Source organism: Terasakiella sp. 4MB5A, assembly GCF_050058155.1.
In the GTDB taxonomy this organism is placed as follows: domain Bacteria; phylum Pseudomonadota; class Alphaproteobacteria; order Rhodospirillales; family Terasakiellaceae; genus Terasakiella; species Terasakiella halodenitrificans.
The window spans coordinates 506,898-526,572 of the sequence record NZ_CP188815.1 but is presented as its reverse complement, the minus strand read 5'-3'; the positions used below and the strand labels follow the sequence as shown (position 1 = coordinate 526,572).

Here is a 19,675-nt window from a genome sequence, read left to right as displayed (position 1 = left end):
TATGGCACTTGAAACGCCGCGCATTATGGCCTTTTCATCCACTTTGTCTAGGATGAACTTCCCTTCGTTCATCAGTTTAAGCAGATAGATTTAATTTTTCCGCACGACCCGTAATCGTGTCCCCAATCCAACACATAAAACAACCAAACTTCCGAAAATAACCAAATCCAAACCGATATGCTCCCCCAACAATAACCACGACGCAATAAAAGTCATAAAAAGCTGCATTAACTGAAGTTGCGATGTCTTGGCAATCCCGGCAAGCACCATTGCTTTATATAAAAAAAAGAAACCGACCAGCTGCGATACAATACCAACGTACAAAACACCAATAAATGAACCCACACGCAAATCGTTCAATGAAAGAGGAATAAAAAAGAGTGACATCACAATCAATGGAGCTGTCAACACAATCGCCCAACAGGTTGACTGCCAACTACCAAGATCTTTGGACACCCGCCCGCCATACGCATACCCAATTGCGGCACTCAGCACGGCCAAAATTAAATAAACATCACCAATCGCGAGTACGCCTTCCGCCTGCCGAAAGGCGAATATGAATGTTAGGACCGTGCCGAACAATCCTGTCATCCAGAACCCAAATGACGGTTTTTCCTGTCCGATCAATGCCCCTGCCATTGCCGTACACATCGGCAACAACCCAACGATAACCGCACCATGGGACGCAGATACGGTTTGTAAGGCCAAGGTTGTAAAAACAGGAAAGCCAAAGACAATCCCAAACGCACATAAAGCTAGGCTTAGCAAATGATGTTTTTGCGGCAACGGCGGTTTACGGACGGCTAAAATAAAACCCGCGATTACGATAGCAATCAGAATACGACAAAGCGCCAACGTAAAAGCATCAATATCCATCAATGCAAGACGCGACATAGGCAGTGTCAAACTGAATGAGAGTACAGCAATAATACCAAGAAGAAGGCCTTTATGTTCACTTAGCATAAAACCCTCCTTCTTTGGTGCTCGTAAACATCCAGATGCGTATAGCAGATTTTCAATAACGGGGTTTGCACATCATGTCGGGTCGCACGTGCTAATAAATCCCCCAATATATGATTGCCTTCAGTTGGGTTTTGACAGGCTATATCATGAAGCATTGATGCACTTGCCGTTGACGTTTTATCCGTCAATTGCGCAACATATTGCAAAATCACATCATCTTGAATGTGATGACCTTCCTGTTCAGCAATCGCTTTACATTCTTCTAACAACTGTAAAATCAGTATTTTGCCATGTGTTGTCTGCAAAATGGTACCAATATCAGCACGCATCAAACACGTCATTCCGGCAAGCGTTCCCAGGAACACAAACTTTTTCCAAAGATCATGATAAATATGACGGCTGTATACGACCCGGACCGGAGATTTACCAAATGTAGAGATCAGGTCGTTGATTTGGGAACACGGTTTGACCTTGAGGTCCAATGGTCCAAGCGTGAAATCGTTGATCTTGTTAAAATGCGTAATCTTGCCGTAATCACCCGCACGAACCCCAATATGCACCAAACCACCCCAAAGATTTATAGATGGTTGGCGTTGGGCAATTCTCTCCAAATGCCGAAGACCATTCAACAATGGCAAAACGATTGTTTTTGAACCAATAAAACCAGAAACCGCATCAAGGGCTGAATCCAAATCATAAGATTTACAAGATAAGAGAACGATGTCGAAGGGTTCAGCCGGATCACCAACACTGAGTGTTTTGATATTTCCTTGCCAGTTCCCCAATGGGCTTTCAAGACTTAGACCACTTTTTTGAAGCACCTTGCGTTTCTTCGAACGTAGAAGAAACGTAACATCTGCCCCGGCTTCTTGCAGGCGTCCGCCAAAATAGCCACCAATACCACCCGCCCCGACAATTAATATCCTCATAACATTTCTCCTATAATGGATTTTTCTATTATAGGAGAAATGTTAATTTTGGCAATTTTATAATTTTAACGCAAATGCGTACTGTCAATGACGATGAAAAATTCAGCCGGCTCGGTACCTGGGTTTTCAAACGTATGTTCTTGATCCGCCGGATAAAACAGAAAATCACCTTCTTCCAGATCATAAACTTCATGGCCGACATGAACACGCAGCACGCCTGAGTGCACATAAATATGCTCTTCCACTCCTGCTCGATGAGAAGGGAACGGGCCTGTTCTTTGCCCCGCAGGAAGCATGTTTTTGGCAAAATCAACACCACGTCCACGATAAAGTGGCGATAAGGAGCGCCGCTGAAACCCTGTTTCTTCTTCGACAAAAACAGGTTGTTTTTTTGCAGGAACATGCACCGATTCATCTCGATTTTGTCCACCGACAAATTGAGTGATACTTAAATCCAGCGCTTCAGCCAACCGACCTAAAACGGTTGTGGACGGCACAGCCTGCCCGCGTTCAATTTTTGAAATCATAGACCGACTCACACCTGATTTTTCAGCCAAATCATCCAGTGTTAATCCTTCTTGCGTCCGTGTCTTTTTTAAAACCTCAGGAATAAAGGTCATATTTCGTGCCTCGTAAAAGAACTGATCCCAATTCTTTTATAATCGGCCCGTTTCCTACCCACCAGCGTTTTAATCATATAATAAATCGGCATTTACTGCGCAGCGAAAGACGATTGCGTAGGCATTTTCACAAAAGCTTCAAAATCAGCCGCTGCCATTGGCTTGCCATACAGATATCCTTGTATCTCATCACAACCGAGTTTACGCAGAAATTCCAGTTGGAACTCTTCTTCCACACCTTCGGCTGTAATTTCCATACCGAAACTATGGCCCATCGTTACAACCGCACGCGCAATCACACCTTCACTATTGAGATCGGTAATTTCATCAACGAAGGCCTTATCAATCTTGATGCGCTTTACCGGAAAACGTTTCAGATAATTCAGGCTGGAATAGCCTGTCCCGAAATCATCAATCGACAGCGAAACACCCAAATCCCGTAAACCTTCCAGAATTGTGATTGTCTCTTCGACATTTTTCATCACCGCACTTTCGGTAATTTCCAGTTCCAGTAAATGCGGCTGTAATCCGGTTTCCAACAACACCCGTCGCACCTGCGAGACAATGCAGATTTGCGTCAACTGAACGGCAGAAACATTGACCGCAACTTTCAAATCTCCCAACCCATTGGCCTGCCAACGTCTGATCTGACGACACGCTGTGCGCAAAACCCATTCTCCAATCGACACGATCAGCTGGCTACGTTCTGCAATTGGGATAAACAAGGCCGGTGACATAAACCCGCGTTCTGGATGGTTCCAGCGCACCAAGGCTTCCATTCCCGAAACACGATTGTTTTTTACATCCAGTTTTGGTTGAAAATAAACTTCCAATTCATCATTCACCAATGCCTTCTTCAGGTCTCGTTCAATGATTTGGCGCTCTAATGCCTGCTTGTTCATTTCTTCAGCATAAAAATGGTAACTTGAGCCCTGATCCTGTTTGGCCCGCTTACACGCCAAGGCCACATGTTGCAAGACATCTTCAACCGAGTTATCTTCCGTATTCAGTAATGTAATCCCTAACGAACAGGTCACATCAATTTCGTCCTTCTGCCACTGAACCGGCGGGCTGATATGATCCGTTATTTTTTGGGCTAAAACCGATGCATCGTCACTGCCAGAAATATCAAACTGGATCACTGCAAATTCATCTGCACTTAAACGGGCCAACGTATCGGATTCCCGCACCAAGCCTTGTAAACGATCTCCAACGGTTTGCAAAACCGCATCGCCACCTTGTGACCCATAGGATTGATTAATGGCATTAAATCTATCCAGATCAATAAGATGAACAGCTGCTTTCAGATCAGTCCGCTTCATTTGACGTAAAACCTGACGACACCGATCCATAAATAAATCACGGTTTGCCAATCCAGTTAATGTATCGGTATAAGCAATTTTTTTAAGATGTTCCGATGTACATACACCGTTTGACGCATCAAGCGCTTGTTCAATACGCTCACGTTCACTTGCTTCACGGCGCAATTCCCGCACCGTTTCATTTAATTCTTTCGTACGCTCAACCACCTCTATTTCAAGGCGACTATTATTTTCCTGCAAACTATCTTGCTGAATACGGATTTCACCAAAGGCTGCCGACAGACGTTTCAACAGATCATTAAAGGCCAAAGCCACATCGCCAAGTTCATCCTTTCTGCTTTTTTCAATCAAATGTGATCCAGGGTGGGATAAATCAACACAAGCATCGGTCATCCGACTACGCAACGTGCGGATTGGACGCAACATCAGACGATCCAAGATCACCATTGTCACAACGGTCACAAAAAATGAAATCAACAAGACAAGCCCGATAATTCGCCAGACAAAGGCCCGAATTTGCCCCGGTATTTCCGATTTATCCAGCACTGCCGTGACATACAACGGATAACCCAGTTTTTGTGGTGTCCAGGTCACTGTGAACGTTTCTTTATTCGGTGCCAAAATACTGTGTTGCGACAGTTTGGCAACTTCACGTCCCGCTTCATCGACAACATCTGCCGTAATCAAGACCGAGCCACTTCCGATCATCGGAGCCATCTTCTTCATGGTTTGTGGGCCATCTGCACTAATTTCCAGCCAGGCCCGTACAACCGCAAAACCTTCTCGTTCAACTTCCAACAGTCGATCACGCTCAAAGTTATTGACCGAAAAAATAAGGATTGCCCCTTCGACAATTAAAATTGCCAGAAAAACCGCTCCTGTCACATGTCGGCACAAACGGCACTGAAACAGAGTTTCCAAAAAGCTTTTTGAGGATAAGGTTTGCAAAAGCGCCATATCAATTTTCATTCTTGTTTTACAGATGTTGCATTAGACAATATCAATATAAGATGAGAATTGCATTTCACACTCGTTCACACATCCGTGAACATTTTAGAAAAGATATTTTGCAGGATCTGTAAACAAGTGTAACAAGAAGGTATCGTGACACAATACCAAGGGAGTTCACCGTGTCTGAGCAATATGCCGGAGATATCACCCCCAAGCAGGCTTGGGAAATCCTTCAATCTTCCAAAGATGCCGTTTTAATCGACGTGCGGACCGAAGCCGAATGGGCCTGGGTCGGTCAGGTCAATCTGTCATCATTGGAAAAAGAACACCTGTTGGTGGAATGGAACCATTTCCCCGGTGGTATGCGTAACGAAACCTTTATCGAAGATATCGCCAAACTGGTCCCCAACCAAACAACAGAACTCCTTATGCTCTGTCGTTCCGGTGTGCGCTCCAAATATGCCGCCATCGCCCTGACACAAGCAGGATACAAGACCTGTTATAACATTGAAGGCGGATTTGAAGGCGATCACGACGATCAACGCCACCGAGGTAACGTCAACGGCTGGAAAGTTGCCGGCCTACCGTGGATGCAGGGATAACCCTGCATTCCAACTTATTCAACCGATTGACGGACCGCAGCCGCTGCCGCAAACGGACAAAAGGCAAGACAGGCAAATAAGATGCCAGACAGAACGAGGATCTGGGATTTTACCGCAAATCCGCCAATTGCAGCCTCAATTAATCCCACGCCAAAAATCAAAACAGGTACAAACAACGGCAAAACCAGCAGGGAAATCAACACCCCACCGCGACGTGACCCCAACACAAGGGCCGCCCCGATTGCCCCGATCAGACTCAGTGCAGGTGTGCCGAGCAACAAGGCGAGCATGAGCATGGTAAAGCCATTGCCATCCATATTCATCAAAACTGCCAATAAGGGCGAGGCGATCATCAAAGGCAGGCCTGTTGTCAACCAATGTGCGGTGATTTTTGCCAGAACAATAATTTCCAACGGCAAAGGACTTAAGGTCAGAAGTTCCAGCGAGCCATCTTCATAATCAGTTTGAAACAGGCGTTCCAACGACAGCATTGACGCCAAAAGGGCCGCAACAAAAATCACACCACTGGCAACACGGGCGAGAATATTGCCTTCCGGCCCGATGCCGAACGGAAATAAAACAACCGTCAGAACAAAAAACATCACGACCATCACGCTATCACTGCCTTGGCGCAGAGCAAGGCGTAGATCACGGCGCACAATAGAAAGAAAACGACCCATTAGATGCCCTCCGCCAGTAAGGATGCGCTTTCGTGACCGCGTGCGGCACTAAATTCACTGACATTTAAAATTTGCTGGTCTTTAATATTCATATCAGAATGTGTTGAAAGAACCACCATACCACCTTTGGCGCGGTGACTTTCAATTACATCTTCCAGTTTTTTAATCGATTCTTTATCCAACGCTGTTGTCGGTTCGTCCAACAGCCACAATGGCGATTTCGACGCAATGATACGGGCCAGATTGGCACGGCGTTTTTGTCCGGCAGACAAGAAGCGTCCCGGCACATCAATTAAATGTCCGATGGAAAAGATATCCAGGGCTTCTTTAAAATTCGCTTGGGCTTCAGACGCATCACTGCGCAGGCCAGCCCAGAATTTCAGATTTTCTTCTACCGTCAGAACCGGCTTAATCGCGTCATGGTGTCCGACATAATGCAAACGTTCGCGATGTTCATCCATATCGTCAGCAACCACTTGATCATCCCACACCATGTCACCGCTGGCGGCATGAAGCAGACCGGCCATCATGCGCAGCAGAGAAGACTTCCCCGCGCCGTTATGACCGATCAGGGTCAAACACCCGCCACTTTCCATCGCAAAATTCAATTTTGAAAAGACCAGTCGCTCCCCTCGGATACAGACCAAATCCCGTCCTGCAAAAGTCGCCATGACTTTCCCCTTTATACCGTTCAGCCTATTGTTAAAACAAATCATCCTCGGGGGGCAAGTCCGAGGATGATTTGATGAGTTCTAGCATGATCGATTCGGTTATGGTCCAAGCGGTGTATCAAGAAAGTGTGTTTGATGGGATAAAACCGTTTAAGGGCTTTGGGGATTATCGCGAGGGGGATATTCCTCAACACACCGTTCTTTCCATGTTTCTTATTTAACACTGCAAATGGGGCAGTATTATGCGCCAAATCTGCCTTTTTTTGCCTTATTTATTTTTTTGAAGCCCCACTATCTTATCGCAAGTTACGTGCAATAATTTGCTTGATCATTCCGTTCGACTTTAACTTATCAATCGCTTGATTAATATCTTCCAATCGGTTTTCCAAGGATCGATGCAAACGCACGGCGACTTCCACCGAATAATAAGGGTCACCAAACTGGACCTTAAACTTATGGGAATTGATGTGAAACGAGGCCGCATGACGTTCCAACACGCCAACATCTACTTTGCCTTCATGCACCAATCGCAAGACTTCCAACGGGTTGTCCCCATCCACGCGGCGCCCATAATTATCCTGACCGGGATATGTAAACCCGCGAATACCTGCAACCGTTTTATCGGTTAAAACGGATGTGTCCGGAACGGGAAACTTTTTCCCTTTTGGAAAAACGAAAACTTCGATCAAGTGATATATCGGCTTGCTGAAGACATGAACATCTTGTTGCTTTGGAAACCAGACTTCATTCAAACAGCAATCAACCGTCACATCCCCTGTTTTAAATTTCTCACGCCCTTGCGCAATCGTAAAATCGGTGAATTTTAAATCCACGCCGATTTCATGGGCAATCGCAGACATAATATCCACATTGATCCCACCAGGCCCAAATCCATTACGATGTTTAAACGGGGAAAGATCGGCATGCTGCACAGACATAATCCATTCCTGTGCCGAAGCTTTGACAGACATGATCAAAGCCGCCGACAAAAAAATCAGAAACAGTCTTTTTCGCATTTCCCGAGCAAACATTTTTATATCGTTCATTTTGTGACACGAATGGCTTTTTATAAACCGCTGGTGTAAAGGAGCATAGCATATCTTCACACAACCTAATTATGTGAATTTTGCAGAGAAATTCTAGCATAAATGTTGACCAGCCACTCAAATATTTCAAAAATCATAAAGGAGTATGAAGTTTTCACGTATTTCAGAAAAAGAAAGGGAGGCAAATGCCTCCCTTTTTGTTTGTGTTCATTTCAATTTTTAGGATTATTCAGCAGCATCGATTTTTTTATAGATCTCGCCGCCTTCTTTTTTGAATTTTTCCGACATTTCCGCCATGCCTTTCTGCGCCTCTGCCTTTACTTCATGGCTGATGCGCATGGAGCAGAACTTCGGCCCGCACATAGAACAAAAATGCGCAATCTTGGCACCTTCCGCCGGCAGGGTTTCGTCATGGAATTCCAATGACTTTTCCGAATCAAGCGCCAAATGGAACTGATCGCGCCAACGAAATTCAAACCGCGCCTTGCTCATCGCATCATCGCGTAGACGCGCACCGGGGTGCCCCTTGGCCAGATCGGCCGCGTGGGCCGCAACCTTATAAGCCATGACGCCTTCTTTCACGTCATCGCGGTTGGGCAGGCCCAAGTGTTCTTTCGGGGTGACGTAACATAACATCGCACAACCGTACCAGCCGATCATCGCCGCCCCGATCGCGGAAGCCAGATGATCATGGCCCGCCGCAATATCTGTGACAAGCGGACCGAGTGTATAGAACGGGGCCTCGTCACAGACTTCGAGTTGCAGGTCCATATTTTCCTTGATCTTATGCATGGGCACATGGCCGGGGCCTTCAATGAAGCACTGAACGTCGTGTTCCATGCATTTCTTCTGCAAAACGCCAAGCGCGCGCAGTTCAGCAAATTGGGCTTCGTCATTGGCATCCGCAATGGAACCGGGGCGCAAACCATCACCCAATGAAATCGCCACATCATATTGTTTGGCAATCTCGCAGATATCGTCAAAATGATCCCACAGGAAGTTTTGCTTATGATAATGCAAACACCATTTCGCCATGATAGACCCGCCACGCGACACAATCCCGGTGACACGGTTGACGGTTAACGGCACATGTTCCAGCAAAAGACCGGCATGGATGGTCCAGTAAGATACGCCTTGTTCGGCCTGTTCAATCAAGGTATCGCGGAAAATTTCCCAAGTCAGGTCTTCGGCAATCCCGCGGCATTTTTCAAGCGCCTGATAGATCGGCACGGTTCCGATCGGCACCGGGGAATTGCGGATAATCCATTCGCGGATATTATGAATGTCGGTCCCGGTGGACAGGTCCATGACTGTGTCGGCCCCCCAACGGGTCGCCCAGACCATTTTGTCGACTTCTTCAGCCACAGACGAGGTCACGGCAGAGTTGCCGATATTGGCGTTGATCTTGGTCAGGAAGTTGCGCCCGATGATCATCGGTTCCAGTTCCGGATGGTTGACGTTGGACACGAGAACCGCCCGACCGCGTGCGATTTCAGAACGGACAAATTCACCGGTGCAGACATCGGGAATTTCCGCACCAAACGGTTCGCCGTCGCGCAGGTAAGCTTCCTTGCGGGCTTCGTTTTCCCGAATGGCGACATATTCCATTTCTGGTGTGACCATACCGCGTCGGGCATAGGCCAGTTGGGTGACAGCTGTTCCGTCTTTGGAACGTAACGGTTTTAAATCCCCGCGCACAAACGGTTCCACGCCGGGTTGGTCGTCTTCTTTTAACAGGCCGTTGTCTTCGGGTTTGACGTCGCGACCCTCATATTCAACCACATCGCCGCGATCCAGAATCCACTGGCGGCGCAATTTGGGCAGGCCTACGTTGATATCGATGGTCGCGTTCGGATCACTATAGGGACCGGATGTATCATAGGTCACAACCGGTTGTTCGCCGCCTTCAAGGTGGATACAACGCATGGCGACCGTGACGTCGTCCATCGTGTCAGAACCAAAAAATACTTTCTCTGAACCCGGCAAGGGGCCCGTTGTGATGTTAAGTTTTGAAGTGTCGTTGCTCATAGTCTGAGGATCTCCAATCAATTTGGGTCAGGAGATCCGGGGGTGAGCGTTGGGGGAAATTACGTCCATCCCTACGCCGGAATAACCCGGATCAGGTTCAAAGGGTTGTCACACGTTCGGACTCTCAGCCCTATTCAGGCACCCCTTGGCATCGGACTATAAGTGGGATAGTTGACTATAAAGGTCAAGAAAATTAGTTCGGAAAAACGTAACTCTCTCTCTCTCTCAGGCAGGATCTAAAGGGAAGCAACCGTTTGGCAGGTTTGCCAAAATGGTTTCTTTCAACATTTCCGCAATTTGCATATTGGGATAGGATGTTCTGAACGCCAAAGCAATATCACGTGACGGTGCCGGGTTTTTAAAATAGGCATAGCGCACCGTTTTGCTGGCACTTTTTGGGCAAGTATGTTCGGATTTGCACAAAAAATTTTCCAGTGCAGAGGTCGGCAGCACCGTAATACCGGTTCCCACCGCGACCATATGGCGGATGGTTTCAAGGGAATTGCCTTCAATTATATTATGGACCCCTTTGCTGCTGTCTTCAAAGCTATGTGGTGCTTCGCAAATTTCCAGCACTTGATCCCGGAAACAATGGCCTTTCCCCAACAACAATAATTTTTCATCCGCCAATTCATCCCCGCCAATGTCATTGCGACCTTCCCAAGCATGCCCTTTGGGGACAGCTGCGACAAAGGGTTCTTTGTAAAGGGGGATCGTGCTCATACCCGGATGATCAAAGGGTAGGGCAACCAACGCCATATCAATACGACCGTGGGCGAGAAACTCCAACAGAGTCGAGGTGAAGTTTTCTTCAATCAATAAGGTCAGCTTTGGGGCATTTTGATGAACGTTCGGGATCAGATTTGGAAAAATATAAGGCCCAACCGAATAAATTGCACCCAAACGCAATGTGCCGGAAAGTTCGCCACGCAGACCGTCTACAATTTCTTTAACCCGGTCCACTTCGCTTACGGCGATGGCGATTTGAGATAAAACCTTGTTACCTTCTTCCGTTACTTTCAGAGAATTCTTAATTCTTTCAAACAGCGTGACATCCAGTTCCTCTTCCAGATTTTTAATCGCCACACTGAGGGAAGGTTGGGACACATGACAAAGGTCGGCCGCCCGACTAAAATTCTTTTCCTGAGCCACCATCAAAGCATAACGCAATTGTGTAATCTTCACGGACCTGTTCCTTCTGCACTTAAAACGACAAGAGGGAAGAGACGATATTTACCGTCTCTTCCTTTTCTCAACTGCTTTAGTTTTTACTTATTTCATTTCTAAAGGTTTAGGTGTTGTCGCGCTTGACTTAGGTAAAATTGGATACTCAATTTTTGGCTGGTCACCTGTCAATGTACGCAAGAAGGCCGTGATAGATTCGACTTCTTTTTCAGACAATTTCTCACCTAACTGACTTGCCCCCATAATGGAAACTGCCTGTTTCAAGTCCCAAACCTTGCCTGAATGGAAATAAGGCGCTGTCAGTTCGATATTGCGCAACGGTGCCGCACGGAAAACATAGGAATCATCTGCTGTCTTGGTTACAGCAAAGCGACCTTTATCGCCTTCCGGCAAAATTTCAGAACCGGGTTTTTCAACAACACCAAATGGATAATACCCTTCGCCACCAAAGTTGGTGCCGGCATGACACGCCACACAACCTTTTTCCATAAACAAATCAAGACCTTCGGCCTCTACTTTATTCAGGGCGGATGTATCGCCCATCAAGAATTTGTCAAATTTGGAATTCGGCGTAATCAAGGTGGCTTCGAACGCTTCAATCGCACGCGCCATATTATCAAACGTCACCGGGTCTTTGTCGCTCGGGAAGGCTTTGGCAAACATAGCCACATAATCAGGCATGCTTTTCAATGTTTCCACGACGCGTTCAGGTTTGTTGTTCATTTCAACCCCGGCCTGAACCGGGCCTTTGGCCTGTGCCTTCAAATCCGCCGCACGACCATCCCAGAACTGAGCAATATTAAACACCGCATTGAAAGCTGTTGGCGCATTACGCGGTCCCTTGGCCCAACCGTGTCCGATGGATGTTTCCAGGTTATCATCCCCACCCATGCCAACGTTGTGGCAGGTGTTACAGCTGATCAAATGACTAGAGGACAAGCGTGGGTCCATAAACAGCATTTTACCGAGCTCAACTTTATCGGAAGTGACTTTGTTGTCGGCAATTTCCGGCACAGCCGTCGGAATAGCCTTAAAATTTTCTTTTGCGCGTGCCAGTAGATCGTCAGCAGCCGTTGCCGGCTGTATGAATGCGCATGTGGCTGCAATAAGCGATAATCCTACGAAGATACGTTTCATTGTCTTCTCCATTAGTGAAACGGTATCCGGGGCATAACACCCCGACCCCACCCCCCAAAGATGGGCAAACCCATGATGTAGAATTAGACAAATGAAAGGAAATACTATTAATCAATCCAGACCATAGGAAAAAACTATGTCCTATTCAGAAAAAATAAAAACCCGGTAGGTTCAATCACCTGCCGGGTTTTTTATAAAATATTCGGGTAAGCCTATTAAACGAGTTTATTTAACTCGGTAATCAGGGCATCCCCCATCGCCGCGCAACCAACTTGTTGCATACCAGCCTGCATGATGTCGCCTGTACGAATACCCGCATTCAGGACATTTTGGACACCTTGATCCAGCAGGCCGGCATCTGCGCCCATGTCAAAGCTGTAACGCAAGCACATGGAGAACGACAAAATCGTTGCCAACGGGTTGGCGAGGTCTTGACCTGCAATATCCGGGGCTGACCCGTGGACCGGCTCGTACATCGCACGGACTTTGCCGTTTTCATCCTTACCGGACAAAGACGCAGACGGCAGCATCCCCAATGAACCGGTCAACATCGCCGCACAATCAGACAGCAAATCGCCAAACAGATTGTCTGTCAGGATCACGTCGAATTGTTTGGGGTTACGCACCAACTGCATCGCGCAGTTATCTGCATACATATGTTCCAATGTCACATCTGCATATTCTTCTGCATGTAGTTTGGTCACAACTTCACGCCAGAATTTACCGGATTCCATCACGTTGGCTTTTTCAACAGAATGGACTTTATTGCCACGTTTTTTCGCCAGATCAAAGGCCACATGCGCCGCACGAATGATTTCTGCATCCGTATAGACTTGTGTATCAAACCCTTTGCGACCGCCACCGGGCAGATCTTCCACACCGCGCGGTTCACCGAAATAGACACCACTTGTCAATTCGCGCATGATCAGGATATCCAGACCACGAACCACTTCGTCCTTCAAAGTCGATGCGTCAACAAGCGCATCAAATACCATCGCCGGGCGCAGATTGGCAAACAGGTCCATTTCCTTGCGCAGACGCAGCAGGCCGGCTTCGGGGCGGGCATGGCGTTCTACGTTATCCCATTTCGGGCCACCGACAGCACCCAACATGACCGCATCCGCAGCCATCGCATCAGCAAGAGTTTCGTCTGTTACAGCACATTTGTGTGCTTCATAACAGGCACCACCCACAAGACCTTCGGTGATGTTAAAATTGACAGAACGGTTTTTCGCCAGCCAATCAATGATTTTACGGACTTGACCCATGACTTCCGGACCAATGCCGTCACCCGGCAAGAACAACAGGTTTTTAGCGTCGGACATATTGTATTCCCTTAAAGACGCGCCACCCCTGCAAGCACAGGGATGGCGGTAGTGGTGTTAACGAACCAACCACGGCATAGAAGCCGCGCGTTGTTCTTCAAAGCTTTTGATCTGTTCTTCACGTTGCAAGGTCAACCCGACATCATCCAGACCTTCAATCAGACAATGCTTGCGGAACGGGTCCACATCAAATTTGATGGTGCCGCCGTCCGGGCCTTTAATTTCCTGATTTTCAAGATCGATTGTGATCGTCGCATTTGCCCCACGGGACGCATCGTCCATCAACTTATCAATATCTTCTTTCGGCAAACGGATCGGCAAAATACCGTTCTTGAAACAGTTGTTATGGAAGATATCGGCGAAGCTTGTGGAAATCACACAACGGATCCCGAAATCAGCGATAGCCCAAGGGGCGTGTTCACGTGAAGACCCACAACCGAAGTTATCACCCGCAATGATGATCTTAGCATCACGGTATGGTTCTTTATTCAGAATAAAATCGTCTTTTTCCGAACCGTCTTGATTGTAGCGCATTTCATCAAACAAATGCACACCCAGACCGGAGCGTTTAATGGTCTTGAGGAACAGTTTCGGAATGATCATATCTGTGTCGATATTGATCAACGGCATCGGGGCGGCGATGCCCGTCAGTGTGGTGAACTTTTCCATGTTCTTAGTTCCCCTCTTTCAACAAGTCGCGAACGTCTGTCAGTTTGCCGGTGATCGCAGCAGCAGCAGCCATTTCAGGGCTGACCAAATGGGTGCGCGAATCGCGGCCCTGACGACCTTCGAAATTACGGTTGGATGTGGACGCACAGCGTTCCCCCGGTGCCAGGCGATCGTCGTTCATCGCCAAACACATGGAGCAACCGGCCTCACGCCAGTCAAAACCGGCTTCGATAAAGATTTGATCCAAACCTTCTTCTTCGGCAATTTCTTTGACCAAACCAGAACCCGGAACGACCATTGCTGTCATCCCGTCAGCAACTTTACGGCCCTTTGCAACCGCAGCCGCTGCCCGTAAATCTTCAATGCGGCCGTTTGTACAAGAACCGATAAAGACGTGATCAACTTCGATTTCATTAAGCGGTGTGCCAGCTTCCAGACCCATATATTTAAGGGCGCGTTCAATCGCACTGGCTTTACCGGCATCGCGTGCCTCTGCCGGGGATGGAACTTTCGCCGTGATCGGCAACGCATCTTCCGGGCTGGTGCCCCACGTCACATAAGGAACCAGATCTTCCGCCTTGATGATAACGGTTTCGTCGTAAACCGCACCCTCATCGGATTTCAATGTTTTCCAATATTCAATGGCTGCTTCCCATGCTGCCCCTTTCGGAGACATCGGACGGCCCTTGACGTAATTGATGGTTTTTTCGTCCACAGCGATCAAACCGCCACGCGCACCACCTTCAATTGCCATGTTACAAACCGTCATACGACCTTCCATAGACAGGTCCATAATCGCCTGACCGGTAAATTCGATCACGCAACCTGTACCGCCGGCTGTACCGATTTTGCCGATAATGGCCAAGATCAAGTCTTTAGCAGTCACACCTGGTGGCAAAGCGCCTTCAACACGGACTTCCATGTTTTTGGATTTTTTCTGCAACAAGGTTTGCGTGGCCAGAACGTGTTCAACTTCAGACGTCCCAATACCGAAGGCAAGGGAACCAAAGGCACCATGCGTCGCGGTATGGGAGTCCCCACATACAATTGTGGCACCCGGCAGTGTGAAACCTTGCTCTGGTCCAACGATATGCACAACACCTTGACGAATATCATCCATCGCAAAATAGGGAACGCCAAAATCTTTGGTATTTTTTTCCAGCGCTTCTACCTGAATACGAGATTCCTCGTTTGTAATCACAATACCGTTTGAACGGTCAGATGTCGGAATATTATGGTCAGCAACAGCGAGGGTCAGTTCCGGGTGGCGTACCTTACGCCCCGTCAAACGTAGCGCTTCGAAGGCCTGTGGTGAGGTCACTTCGTGTACCATGTGGCGATCGATGAAGATCAGACTTGTACCATCGTCCTGTGTTTCAATCAGATGGCTGTCCCAGATCTTGTCAAAGAGTGTACGGGGGTTGCCCATTGTCGTTCTTCTCCGAATGAGTTCGAATGTCTAATATCTATATAAGAAATGCGCCCCTTCTATAAAAGTTTTAACGCCAAAGGTCACGCACTTTATCTTAATGTCGTTTAAGGGTTGGAAATCAATCAAATTCATATCGGCATCCCCCCTTATAAAGCAAGAATATTTCATATTTTATAAGGTCACGAATCGTAACTTCGCCATAACATGAAAACTTGGAAATTAAGCCATCACTACAAAATGGAATAACGCCACCTATAAGTTACGCAACCAAAAAGAACTTTCATGTCATTTCAGCCATTCAAGCTGGAATTCCGTACAAGTTATTTGTGCATATAACAAGCGCTCAAATAGAATGCTGGACTAAAAAGGATTTCTACGGTTGAATATCGGAATTTCTTTACCAATTTAGCCGTTTCGTGTTTGGAAAACGTCATACAAATGATTATCATTCTGCCAGTCGATTTGGGGGTATACGACGGCCGTGTTCATTGTACCACTCAGGCCATAACGAATGGAGAGGTACACCGAGACAATCTGCAATAATTTTATTTCCAGTCGGCTGGGGACGAATAAGCGCAGCACGTACGACGGAGTCGGAGACACCATGATAGCGCGCCAAGGAAGCCATTGAGCCAACTTTTTTCCGAACGGCGGCTTTCACATCTTCTGGGTGTGCGTTTTTGGTTCTGCATGTTGAGTACGGCATAGAATCCCCAAATTCTGGTCCGGTATATTCCGGATTTTTTTGGTTACACAATTATCACGATTGGGATGAGAACTCTAAATGGCAAAGCAACCAACTTTTTCATCCCAATGAATAGAGTATGCCATATATGGGAAAAACAAATCTAGAGATTTTATGTTTCAATATTCAATCTCAAGACCAACATAAAAAATCTTTCCCAAGGCTCAATAATACGACTTCGAGGGAGATTTCGTTTTGACCGATCAATTGCAAGTACGCCTGAAAGAAATTGCCAAGGAATGCGGTGGCAATCGCGCCCTTTGTGAAAAGTCAGGTGTATCCGAACGTACATTCGCCAATTGGTTGGCCGGATCAAGCGAGCCAAAAATCATCGGCATTGCCGCCATCGCCCACGCTGCAGGCGTAACAATCGACTGGCTTGTAACGGGCGCCAACCCCAAACAACCACTCGGTACACGTGTTGACGACACCTTTGCCATCGTTCATGTCCCGGTCATCAGCAAGGACTTGAAAGAGTCTGACAAACCCTTCACCGAACGGTTTGTATTGCAAAACCATATGCCATTTTCAAAATCTTTTCTCGAAGAACGTTTAGGGCATCAAGAATTTGATCAACTCTGTCTTTTCAAAGTTCATGGAGATTCAATGGATCACACGATGAGCAGCGGAGATTATGTCCTTGTCGATCGCGCCCAGACCAAGTTGGAAGACGGTATATATGCTTTCATCTTTAAAGATCAGATCAACATCAAGCGTATTATCAACATTCTTGATGGTGTTGAAATTATAAGTGATAACCAGACCCTGTATCCACCATATCTCGTCAAAAATGACAAGTTTCATCAAATCCAGATTATCGGTCGCGCCCTTTGGGTTGGTAAACACATTCCCTAAACTCGATATCTCTGTTTTTACATACAGAGAGTTTAAAAAGCGAAAAGCGCCGCGCCCTTCACGCTCGACAAGTGAGCAAAGGACACGGCGCTTGCCAACAGTGGCTCTTCTACTTACAGCAAATATCGGGCAACCTTGTTAAAGTCACGTCGATTAATTTGCGATGATAGCTGAAAGCATAGTCTTCCAGATCTATCAAAGCAGAAAGAGGCCGAGAGGTCGTCTGTTCAAAAAGAGGCATTTCCATTTCTTTGAAAAAGAAACACCATCACTTTTCTTACCAGTCTTTTTTCTCAGCGATACGAGCAGCTTTACCCGTACGGCCACGCAAGTAGTAAAGTTTCGCACGGCGAACATCACCGCGACGAACCACATTAATTTCTGCAAGGTTCGGGGAGTACAGCGGGAATACGCGCTCTACGCCTTCGCCAAAAGACAATTTACGCAGTGTGAAAGCAGAGTTGATGCCGTCGTTTTTACGGGCAATACAAACGCCTTCAAACGCCTGCAGACGCTCACGCTCGCCTTCTTTTACGCGAACTTGCACACGCAGGGTGTCACCTGCGCCGAATTTCGGGATTTCACGTTCAGCAGTTTGCTTTTCAATCTGCTCTTTACCGAGTTGTTCTACAATATTCATGGTCTCGACCTTCTAAAAAAGGAGTGATCTCAGTCAATGGAGAGGTGCCAATCTCAGGCACTTCCTTTGGTTTCTTTGCAGTAAGCAGCCCACAAATCGGGGCGGCGATCCTGCGTAATGCGTTGCGCCTGACTTTTACGCCAAGCCAGAATTTTTTCATGATGTCCAGATAACAGAGTTTCAGGAACTTCGCGCCCCCGCCACACACGTGGGCGAGTATAATGCGGATATTCCAAAAGCCCGGCTTCAAAGCTTTCGTCCTCGTGGCTGGCTTCCTTGCCAATCACACCGGGCAGCAGACGCACACAGGCGTCCAACAACACGGTTGCAGCAGATTCACCGCCGGAAAGAACGTAATCTCCGATACTGATTTCTTCCAGATCATCATGTTCATCCAGAACACGTTGATCAATGCCTTCATAGCGACCGCAAAGCAAAATCACACCCGGCCCTTCGGCCAATTCGCGGACTTTTTCCTGCGTCAATGTTTTGCCACGCGGTGTTAAAAACACCTTCTTGGCCATCGGAAAACGAACAGAGGCCGCCTCCAACGCATCGCCGACCACATCGGGTCGCATCACCATACCGGCACCCCCACCACAAGGGGTATCGTCCACTGTATTATGTTTGTCTGTCGCAAAATCGCGGATTTGGATGGTATCCAATGACCAACGACCTTCTTCCAGCCCCCGTCCGACCAAGGAATGCCCCAGCATGCCGGGAAACATTTCGGGAAAAAGCGTCAACACACAAGCCGTCCAAGGCAACAATTGAGGGCTCATTGCGGATCCTCCTTGCCTTGCGCCTTTTGCGGCTTTTTGCGTTTTTTCTTTTTCTCTTCCGGCAATAGTCCCTCAGGTGGATCGACGACGACACGCCCTTTTTCAATATCCACAATCGGTACAATTGCCTTGGTGAACGGCACCATAATCAGTGCCCCTTCTTTGGGAAGAATTTCCAGCATATCACCCGCACCGAAATCAAATACCGCCCGCACAGTTCCAAGGGTTTTACCACTGGTCGTTTTGACCGTCAGACCGATCAGGTCCGCATGGTAAAATTCCTCATCACCGGCTTCAGGCAATTCGGTACGCGAGACATAGAGACGTTCGCCTTTCAACAATTCGGCTGCTTCACGCGTTTGCACACCATCAACTTTGACAATCAATTCGCCTTTGCCTGTATGGCTGACGACTTCGATTTCATAAGTCCTGGTCGCATCTTCGTTTTGCAACACCTTAAAGGCCGCAACATCATCCGGATTTTCAGTAAAGCTTTTCAAACGCATGGCCCCACTTACACCGTGCGCGGACGAAAAAGCAGCCACGCACACGCGCGCACTTTCATTATCCTTTATGGGTGTATTTGAAGACATGATCTGTAAATCTTTATCCAAAAATGAAAAATTCAAAAGAAGAATTAAGCTTCCGCAGCTTCTTCAGCCGGTGCAGCAGCGGCAGCAGCGGCTTCTTCAGCAGCAGCTTTTGCAGCTTCTTCAGCTTCGCGGCGTTTCTCTTCTTTTTCCTGGATACGCATTTTAGTCTTTTCAGACTGTTCAGCTTTTTTGGTTTGCTGCGGAATAGCACGTTCGGCTTTACCGGCATTAACCAAGAAACGCAAAACGCGATCAGACGGCTTCGCGCCTTGACCGATCCAGTAATCAACGCGTTCGATGTCCATGTTCACACGATTTTCGTCGTCTTTGGCCAGCATCGGGTTGTATGTGCCGACTTTCTCAATGAAACGGCCATCACGCGGAGCGCGCTTGTCTGCAACAACGATACGATAGAACGGGCGCTTTTTAGCCCCGCCACGTGCCAAACGGATTGTAAGAGCCATTGTTGGTCTTTCCTATGGTTTGGGTTTAGTACAAAA

At 47.4% G+C, this 19,675-nt stretch carries 21 protein-coding genes and 1 riboswitch; of the genes, 3 read left to right on the top strand and 18 right to left on the bottom strand.

Annotation, left to right across the window (positions count from 1 at the left end):
* Positions 1-90: 90 nt before the first annotated feature.
* From ACI0FF_RS02540 to ACI0FF_RS02525, 4 genes are all read right to left on the bottom strand, one after another.
* Positions 91-963: a DMT family transporter gene (locus ACI0FF_RS02540; RefSeq protein WP_419798586.1), complete on the bottom strand. Its 873-nt coding sequence runs from the start codon at positions 961-963 to the stop codon at positions 91-93.
* A complete protein-coding gene (locus ACI0FF_RS02535; protein ID WP_419798585.1) occupies positions 957-1,892 on the bottom strand; it encodes a ketopantoate reductase family protein in 936 nt (311 codons plus the stop codon). Before ACI0FF_RS02535 ends, ACI0FF_RS02540 begins: the two co-directional genes overlap by 7 nt.
* A 65-nt stretch (positions 1,893-1,957) precedes the next feature.
* On the bottom strand, positions 1,958-2,512 hold the full coding sequence (locus ACI0FF_RS02530) for a helix-turn-helix domain-containing protein (RefSeq protein ID WP_419798584.1): 555 nt from the start codon (positions 2,510-2,512) through the stop codon (positions 1,958-1,960).
* A gap of 92 nt (positions 2,513-2,604) precedes the next feature.
* Positions 2,605-4,791 (bottom strand): EAL domain-containing protein, encoded by a 2,187-nt coding sequence (locus ACI0FF_RS02525; protein WP_419798583.1) that lies wholly within the window; start codon positions 4,789-4,791, stop codon positions 2,605-2,607.
* A gap of 173 nt (positions 4,792-4,964) precedes the next feature.
* Between ACI0FF_RS02525 and ACI0FF_RS02520 the strand changes: the two genes are divergently transcribed.
* Positions 4,965-5,387, top strand: a complete 423-nt coding sequence (locus ACI0FF_RS02520; protein ID WP_419798582.1) for a rhodanese-like domain-containing protein — start codon at positions 4,965-4,967, stop codon at positions 5,385-5,387.
* Between the two features lie 14 nt (positions 5,388-5,401).
* Here the strand turns inward: ACI0FF_RS02520 and ccmB are convergent, their stop codons facing one another.
* Both ccmB and ccmA read right to left on the bottom strand, forming a co-directional pair.
* The gene (gene ccmB / locus ACI0FF_RS02515) at positions 5,402-6,067 is read right to left on the bottom strand and encodes a heme exporter protein CcmB (RefSeq protein WP_419798581.1); all 666 of its coding nucleotides are present in this window, start codon (positions 6,065-6,067) and stop codon (positions 5,402-5,404) included.
* Positions 6,067-6,738, bottom strand: coding sequence for a heme ABC exporter ATP-binding protein CcmA (ccmA, locus tag ACI0FF_RS02510; protein ID WP_419798580.1), 672 nt, complete (start codon positions 6,736-6,738; stop codon positions 6,067-6,069). Before ccmA ends, ccmB begins: the two co-directional genes overlap by 1 nt.
* 74 nt (positions 6,739-6,812) lie before the next feature.
* On the opposite strand from ccmA, the gene ACI0FF_RS02505 reads away from it, so the two are divergent.
* Positions 6,813-6,959 (top strand): hypothetical protein, encoded by a 147-nt coding sequence (locus ACI0FF_RS02505; protein ID WP_419798579.1) that lies wholly within the window; start codon positions 6,813-6,815, stop codon positions 6,957-6,959.
* A gap of 75 nt (positions 6,960-7,034) precedes the next feature.
* Here the strand turns inward: ACI0FF_RS02505 and ACI0FF_RS02500 are convergent, their stop codons facing one another.
* From ACI0FF_RS02500 to ACI0FF_RS02465, 8 genes are all read right to left on the bottom strand, one after another.
* Positions 7,035-7,709 carry a substrate-binding periplasmic protein gene (locus ACI0FF_RS02500; RefSeq protein ID WP_419798578.1) on the bottom strand — a complete coding sequence of 225 codons (675 nt, stop codon included), beginning with the start codon at positions 7,707-7,709 and terminating at the stop codon, positions 7,035-7,037.
* 300 nt (positions 7,710-8,009) lie between these two features.
* Positions 8,010-9,812 carry a phosphomethylpyrimidine synthase ThiC gene (gene thiC / locus ACI0FF_RS02495; RefSeq protein ID WP_419798577.1) on the bottom strand — a complete coding sequence of 601 codons (1,803 nt, stop codon included), beginning with the start codon at positions 9,810-9,812 and terminating at the stop codon, positions 8,010-8,012.
* 51 nt (positions 9,813-9,863) lie between these two features.
* A riboswitch (TPP riboswitch) is annotated at positions 9,864-9,968 on the bottom strand.
* Between the two features lie 69 nt (positions 9,969-10,037).
* Positions 10,038-10,997: a hydrogen peroxide-inducible genes activator gene (locus tag ACI0FF_RS02490; protein WP_419798576.1), complete on the bottom strand. Its 960-nt coding sequence runs from the start codon at positions 10,995-10,997 to the stop codon at positions 10,038-10,040.
* 87 nt (positions 10,998-11,084) lie between these two features.
* A complete protein-coding gene (locus ACI0FF_RS02485; RefSeq protein WP_419798575.1) occupies positions 11,085-12,134 on the bottom strand; it encodes a cytochrome-c peroxidase in 1,050 nt (349 codons plus the stop codon).
* A gap of 215 nt (positions 12,135-12,349) precedes the next feature.
* Entirely contained in the window at positions 12,350-13,459 is a 1,110-nt protein-coding gene (leuB, locus tag ACI0FF_RS02480) for a 3-isopropylmalate dehydrogenase (protein ID WP_419798574.1), read from the bottom strand.
* 57 nt (positions 13,460-13,516) lie between these two features.
* The gene (gene leuD / locus ACI0FF_RS02475) at positions 13,517-14,128 is read right to left on the bottom strand and encodes a 3-isopropylmalate dehydratase small subunit (protein ID WP_419798573.1); all 612 of its coding nucleotides are present in this window, start codon (positions 14,126-14,128) and stop codon (positions 13,517-13,519) included.
* A 4-nt stretch (positions 14,129-14,132) separates the two neighbouring features.
* Positions 14,133-15,557, bottom strand: coding sequence for a 3-isopropylmalate dehydratase large subunit (gene leuC, locus ACI0FF_RS02470; protein ID WP_419798572.1), 1,425 nt, complete (start codon positions 15,555-15,557; stop codon positions 14,133-14,135).
* A 448-nt stretch (positions 15,558-16,005) separates the two neighbouring features.
* Positions 16,006-16,188, bottom strand: coding sequence for a helix-turn-helix domain-containing protein (locus ACI0FF_RS02465; protein ID WP_419799680.1), 183 nt, complete (start codon positions 16,186-16,188; stop codon positions 16,006-16,008).
* Between the two features lie 312 nt (positions 16,189-16,500).
* On the opposite strand from ACI0FF_RS02465, the gene ACI0FF_RS02460 reads away from it, so the two are divergent.
* Positions 16,501-17,160, top strand: coding sequence for a S24 family peptidase (locus ACI0FF_RS02460; RefSeq protein ID WP_419798571.1), 660 nt, complete (start codon positions 16,501-16,503; stop codon positions 17,158-17,160).
* A 277-nt stretch (positions 17,161-17,437) separates the two neighbouring features.
* Here the strand turns inward: ACI0FF_RS02460 and rplS are convergent, their stop codons facing one another.
* Genes rplS through rpsP form a run of 4 tightly spaced genes read right to left on the bottom strand, consistent with a single transcriptional unit; the run spans position 17,438 to position 19,639 of the window.
* A complete protein-coding gene (rplS, locus tag ACI0FF_RS02455; protein ID WP_417822233.1) occupies positions 17,438-17,800 on the bottom strand; it encodes a 50S ribosomal protein L19 in 363 nt (120 codons plus the stop codon).
* Positions 17,801-17,853: 53 nt separating this feature from the next.
* The gene (gene trmD, locus ACI0FF_RS02450; protein WP_419798570.1) at positions 17,854-18,582 is read right to left on the bottom strand and encodes a tRNA (guanosine(37)-N1)-methyltransferase TrmD; all 729 of its coding nucleotides are present in this window, start codon (positions 18,580-18,582) and stop codon (positions 17,854-17,856) included.
* Positions 18,579-19,175 (bottom strand): ribosome maturation factor RimM, encoded by a 597-nt coding sequence (gene rimM / locus ACI0FF_RS02445; RefSeq protein WP_419798569.1) that lies wholly within the window; start codon positions 19,173-19,175, stop codon positions 18,579-18,581. Before rimM ends, trmD begins: the two co-directional genes overlap by 4 nt.
* A gap of 44 nt (positions 19,176-19,219) precedes the next feature.
* Positions 19,220-19,639: a 30S ribosomal protein S16 gene (gene rpsP / locus ACI0FF_RS02440; protein WP_419798568.1), complete on the bottom strand. Its 420-nt coding sequence runs from the start codon at positions 19,637-19,639 to the stop codon at positions 19,220-19,222.
* Positions 19,640-19,675: the final 36 nt, after the last annotated feature.

Bases quoted from the DNA above. Each gene is read 5' to 3' on its own strand.
- ccmB (WP_419798581.1), bottom strand. From the start codon at position 6,067: ATGGGTCGTTTTCTTTCTATTGTGCGCCGTGATCTACGCCTTGCTCTG.
- leuC (WP_419798572.1), bottom strand. From the start codon at position 15,557: ATGGGCAACCCCCGTACACTCTTTGACAAGATCTGGGACAGCCATCTG.
- rplS (WP_417822233.1), bottom strand. From the start codon at position 17,800: ATGAATATTGTAGAACAACTCGGTAAAGAGCAGATTGAAAAGCAAACT.
- ACI0FF_RS02530 (WP_419798584.1), bottom strand. From the start codon at position 2,512: ATGACCTTTATTCCTGAGGTTTTAAAAAAGACACGGACGCAAGAAGGA.
- ACI0FF_RS02540 (WP_419798586.1), bottom strand. From the start codon at position 963: ATGCTAAGTGAACATAAAGGCCTTCTTCTTGGTATTATTGCTGTACTC.
- leuB (WP_419798574.1), bottom strand. From the start codon at position 13,459: ATGTCCGACGCTAAAAACCTGTTGTTCTTGCCGGGTGACGGCATTGGT.
- rimM (WP_419798569.1), bottom strand. From the start codon at position 19,175: ATGTCTTCAAATACACCCATAAAGGATAATGAAAGTGCGCGCGTGTGC.
- ACI0FF_RS02505 (WP_419798579.1), top strand. From the start codon at position 6,813: ATGAGTTCTAGCATGATCGATTCGGTTATGGTCCAAGCGGTGTATCAA.
- ACI0FF_RS02525 (WP_419798583.1), bottom strand. From the start codon at position 4,791: ATGGCGCTTTTGCAAACCTTATCCTCAAAAAGCTTTTTGGAAACTCTG.
- leuD (WP_419798573.1), bottom strand. From the start codon at position 14,128: ATGGAAAAGTTCACCACACTGACGGGCATCGCCGCCCCGATGCCGTTG.
- ACI0FF_RS02535 (WP_419798585.1), bottom strand. From the start codon at position 1,892: ATGAGGATATTAATTGTCGGGGCGGGTGGTATTGGTGGCTATTTTGGC.
- trmD (WP_419798570.1), bottom strand. From the start codon at position 18,582: ATGAGCCCTCAATTGTTGCCTTGGACGGCTTGTGTGTTGACGCTTTTT.
- ACI0FF_RS02465 (WP_419799680.1), bottom strand. From the start codon at position 16,188: ATGGCTTCCTTGGCGCGCTATCATGGTGTCTCCGACTCCGTCGTACGT.
- thiC (WP_419798577.1), bottom strand. From the start codon at position 9,812: ATGAGCAACGACACTTCAAAACTTAACATCACAACGGGCCCCTTGCCG.
- rpsP (WP_419798568.1), bottom strand. From the start codon at position 19,639: ATGGCTCTTACAATCCGTTTGGCACGTGGCGGGGCTAAAAAGCGCCCG.
- ccmA (WP_419798580.1), bottom strand. From the start codon at position 6,738: ATGGCGACTTTTGCAGGACGGGATTTGGTCTGTATCCGAGGGGAGCGA.
- ACI0FF_RS02485 (WP_419798575.1), bottom strand. From the start codon at position 12,134: ATGAAACGTATCTTCGTAGGATTATCGCTTATTGCAGCCACATGCGCA.
- ACI0FF_RS02500 (WP_419798578.1), bottom strand. From the start codon at position 7,709: ATGTCTGTCAAAGCTTCGGCACAGGAATGGATTATGTCTGTGCAGCAT.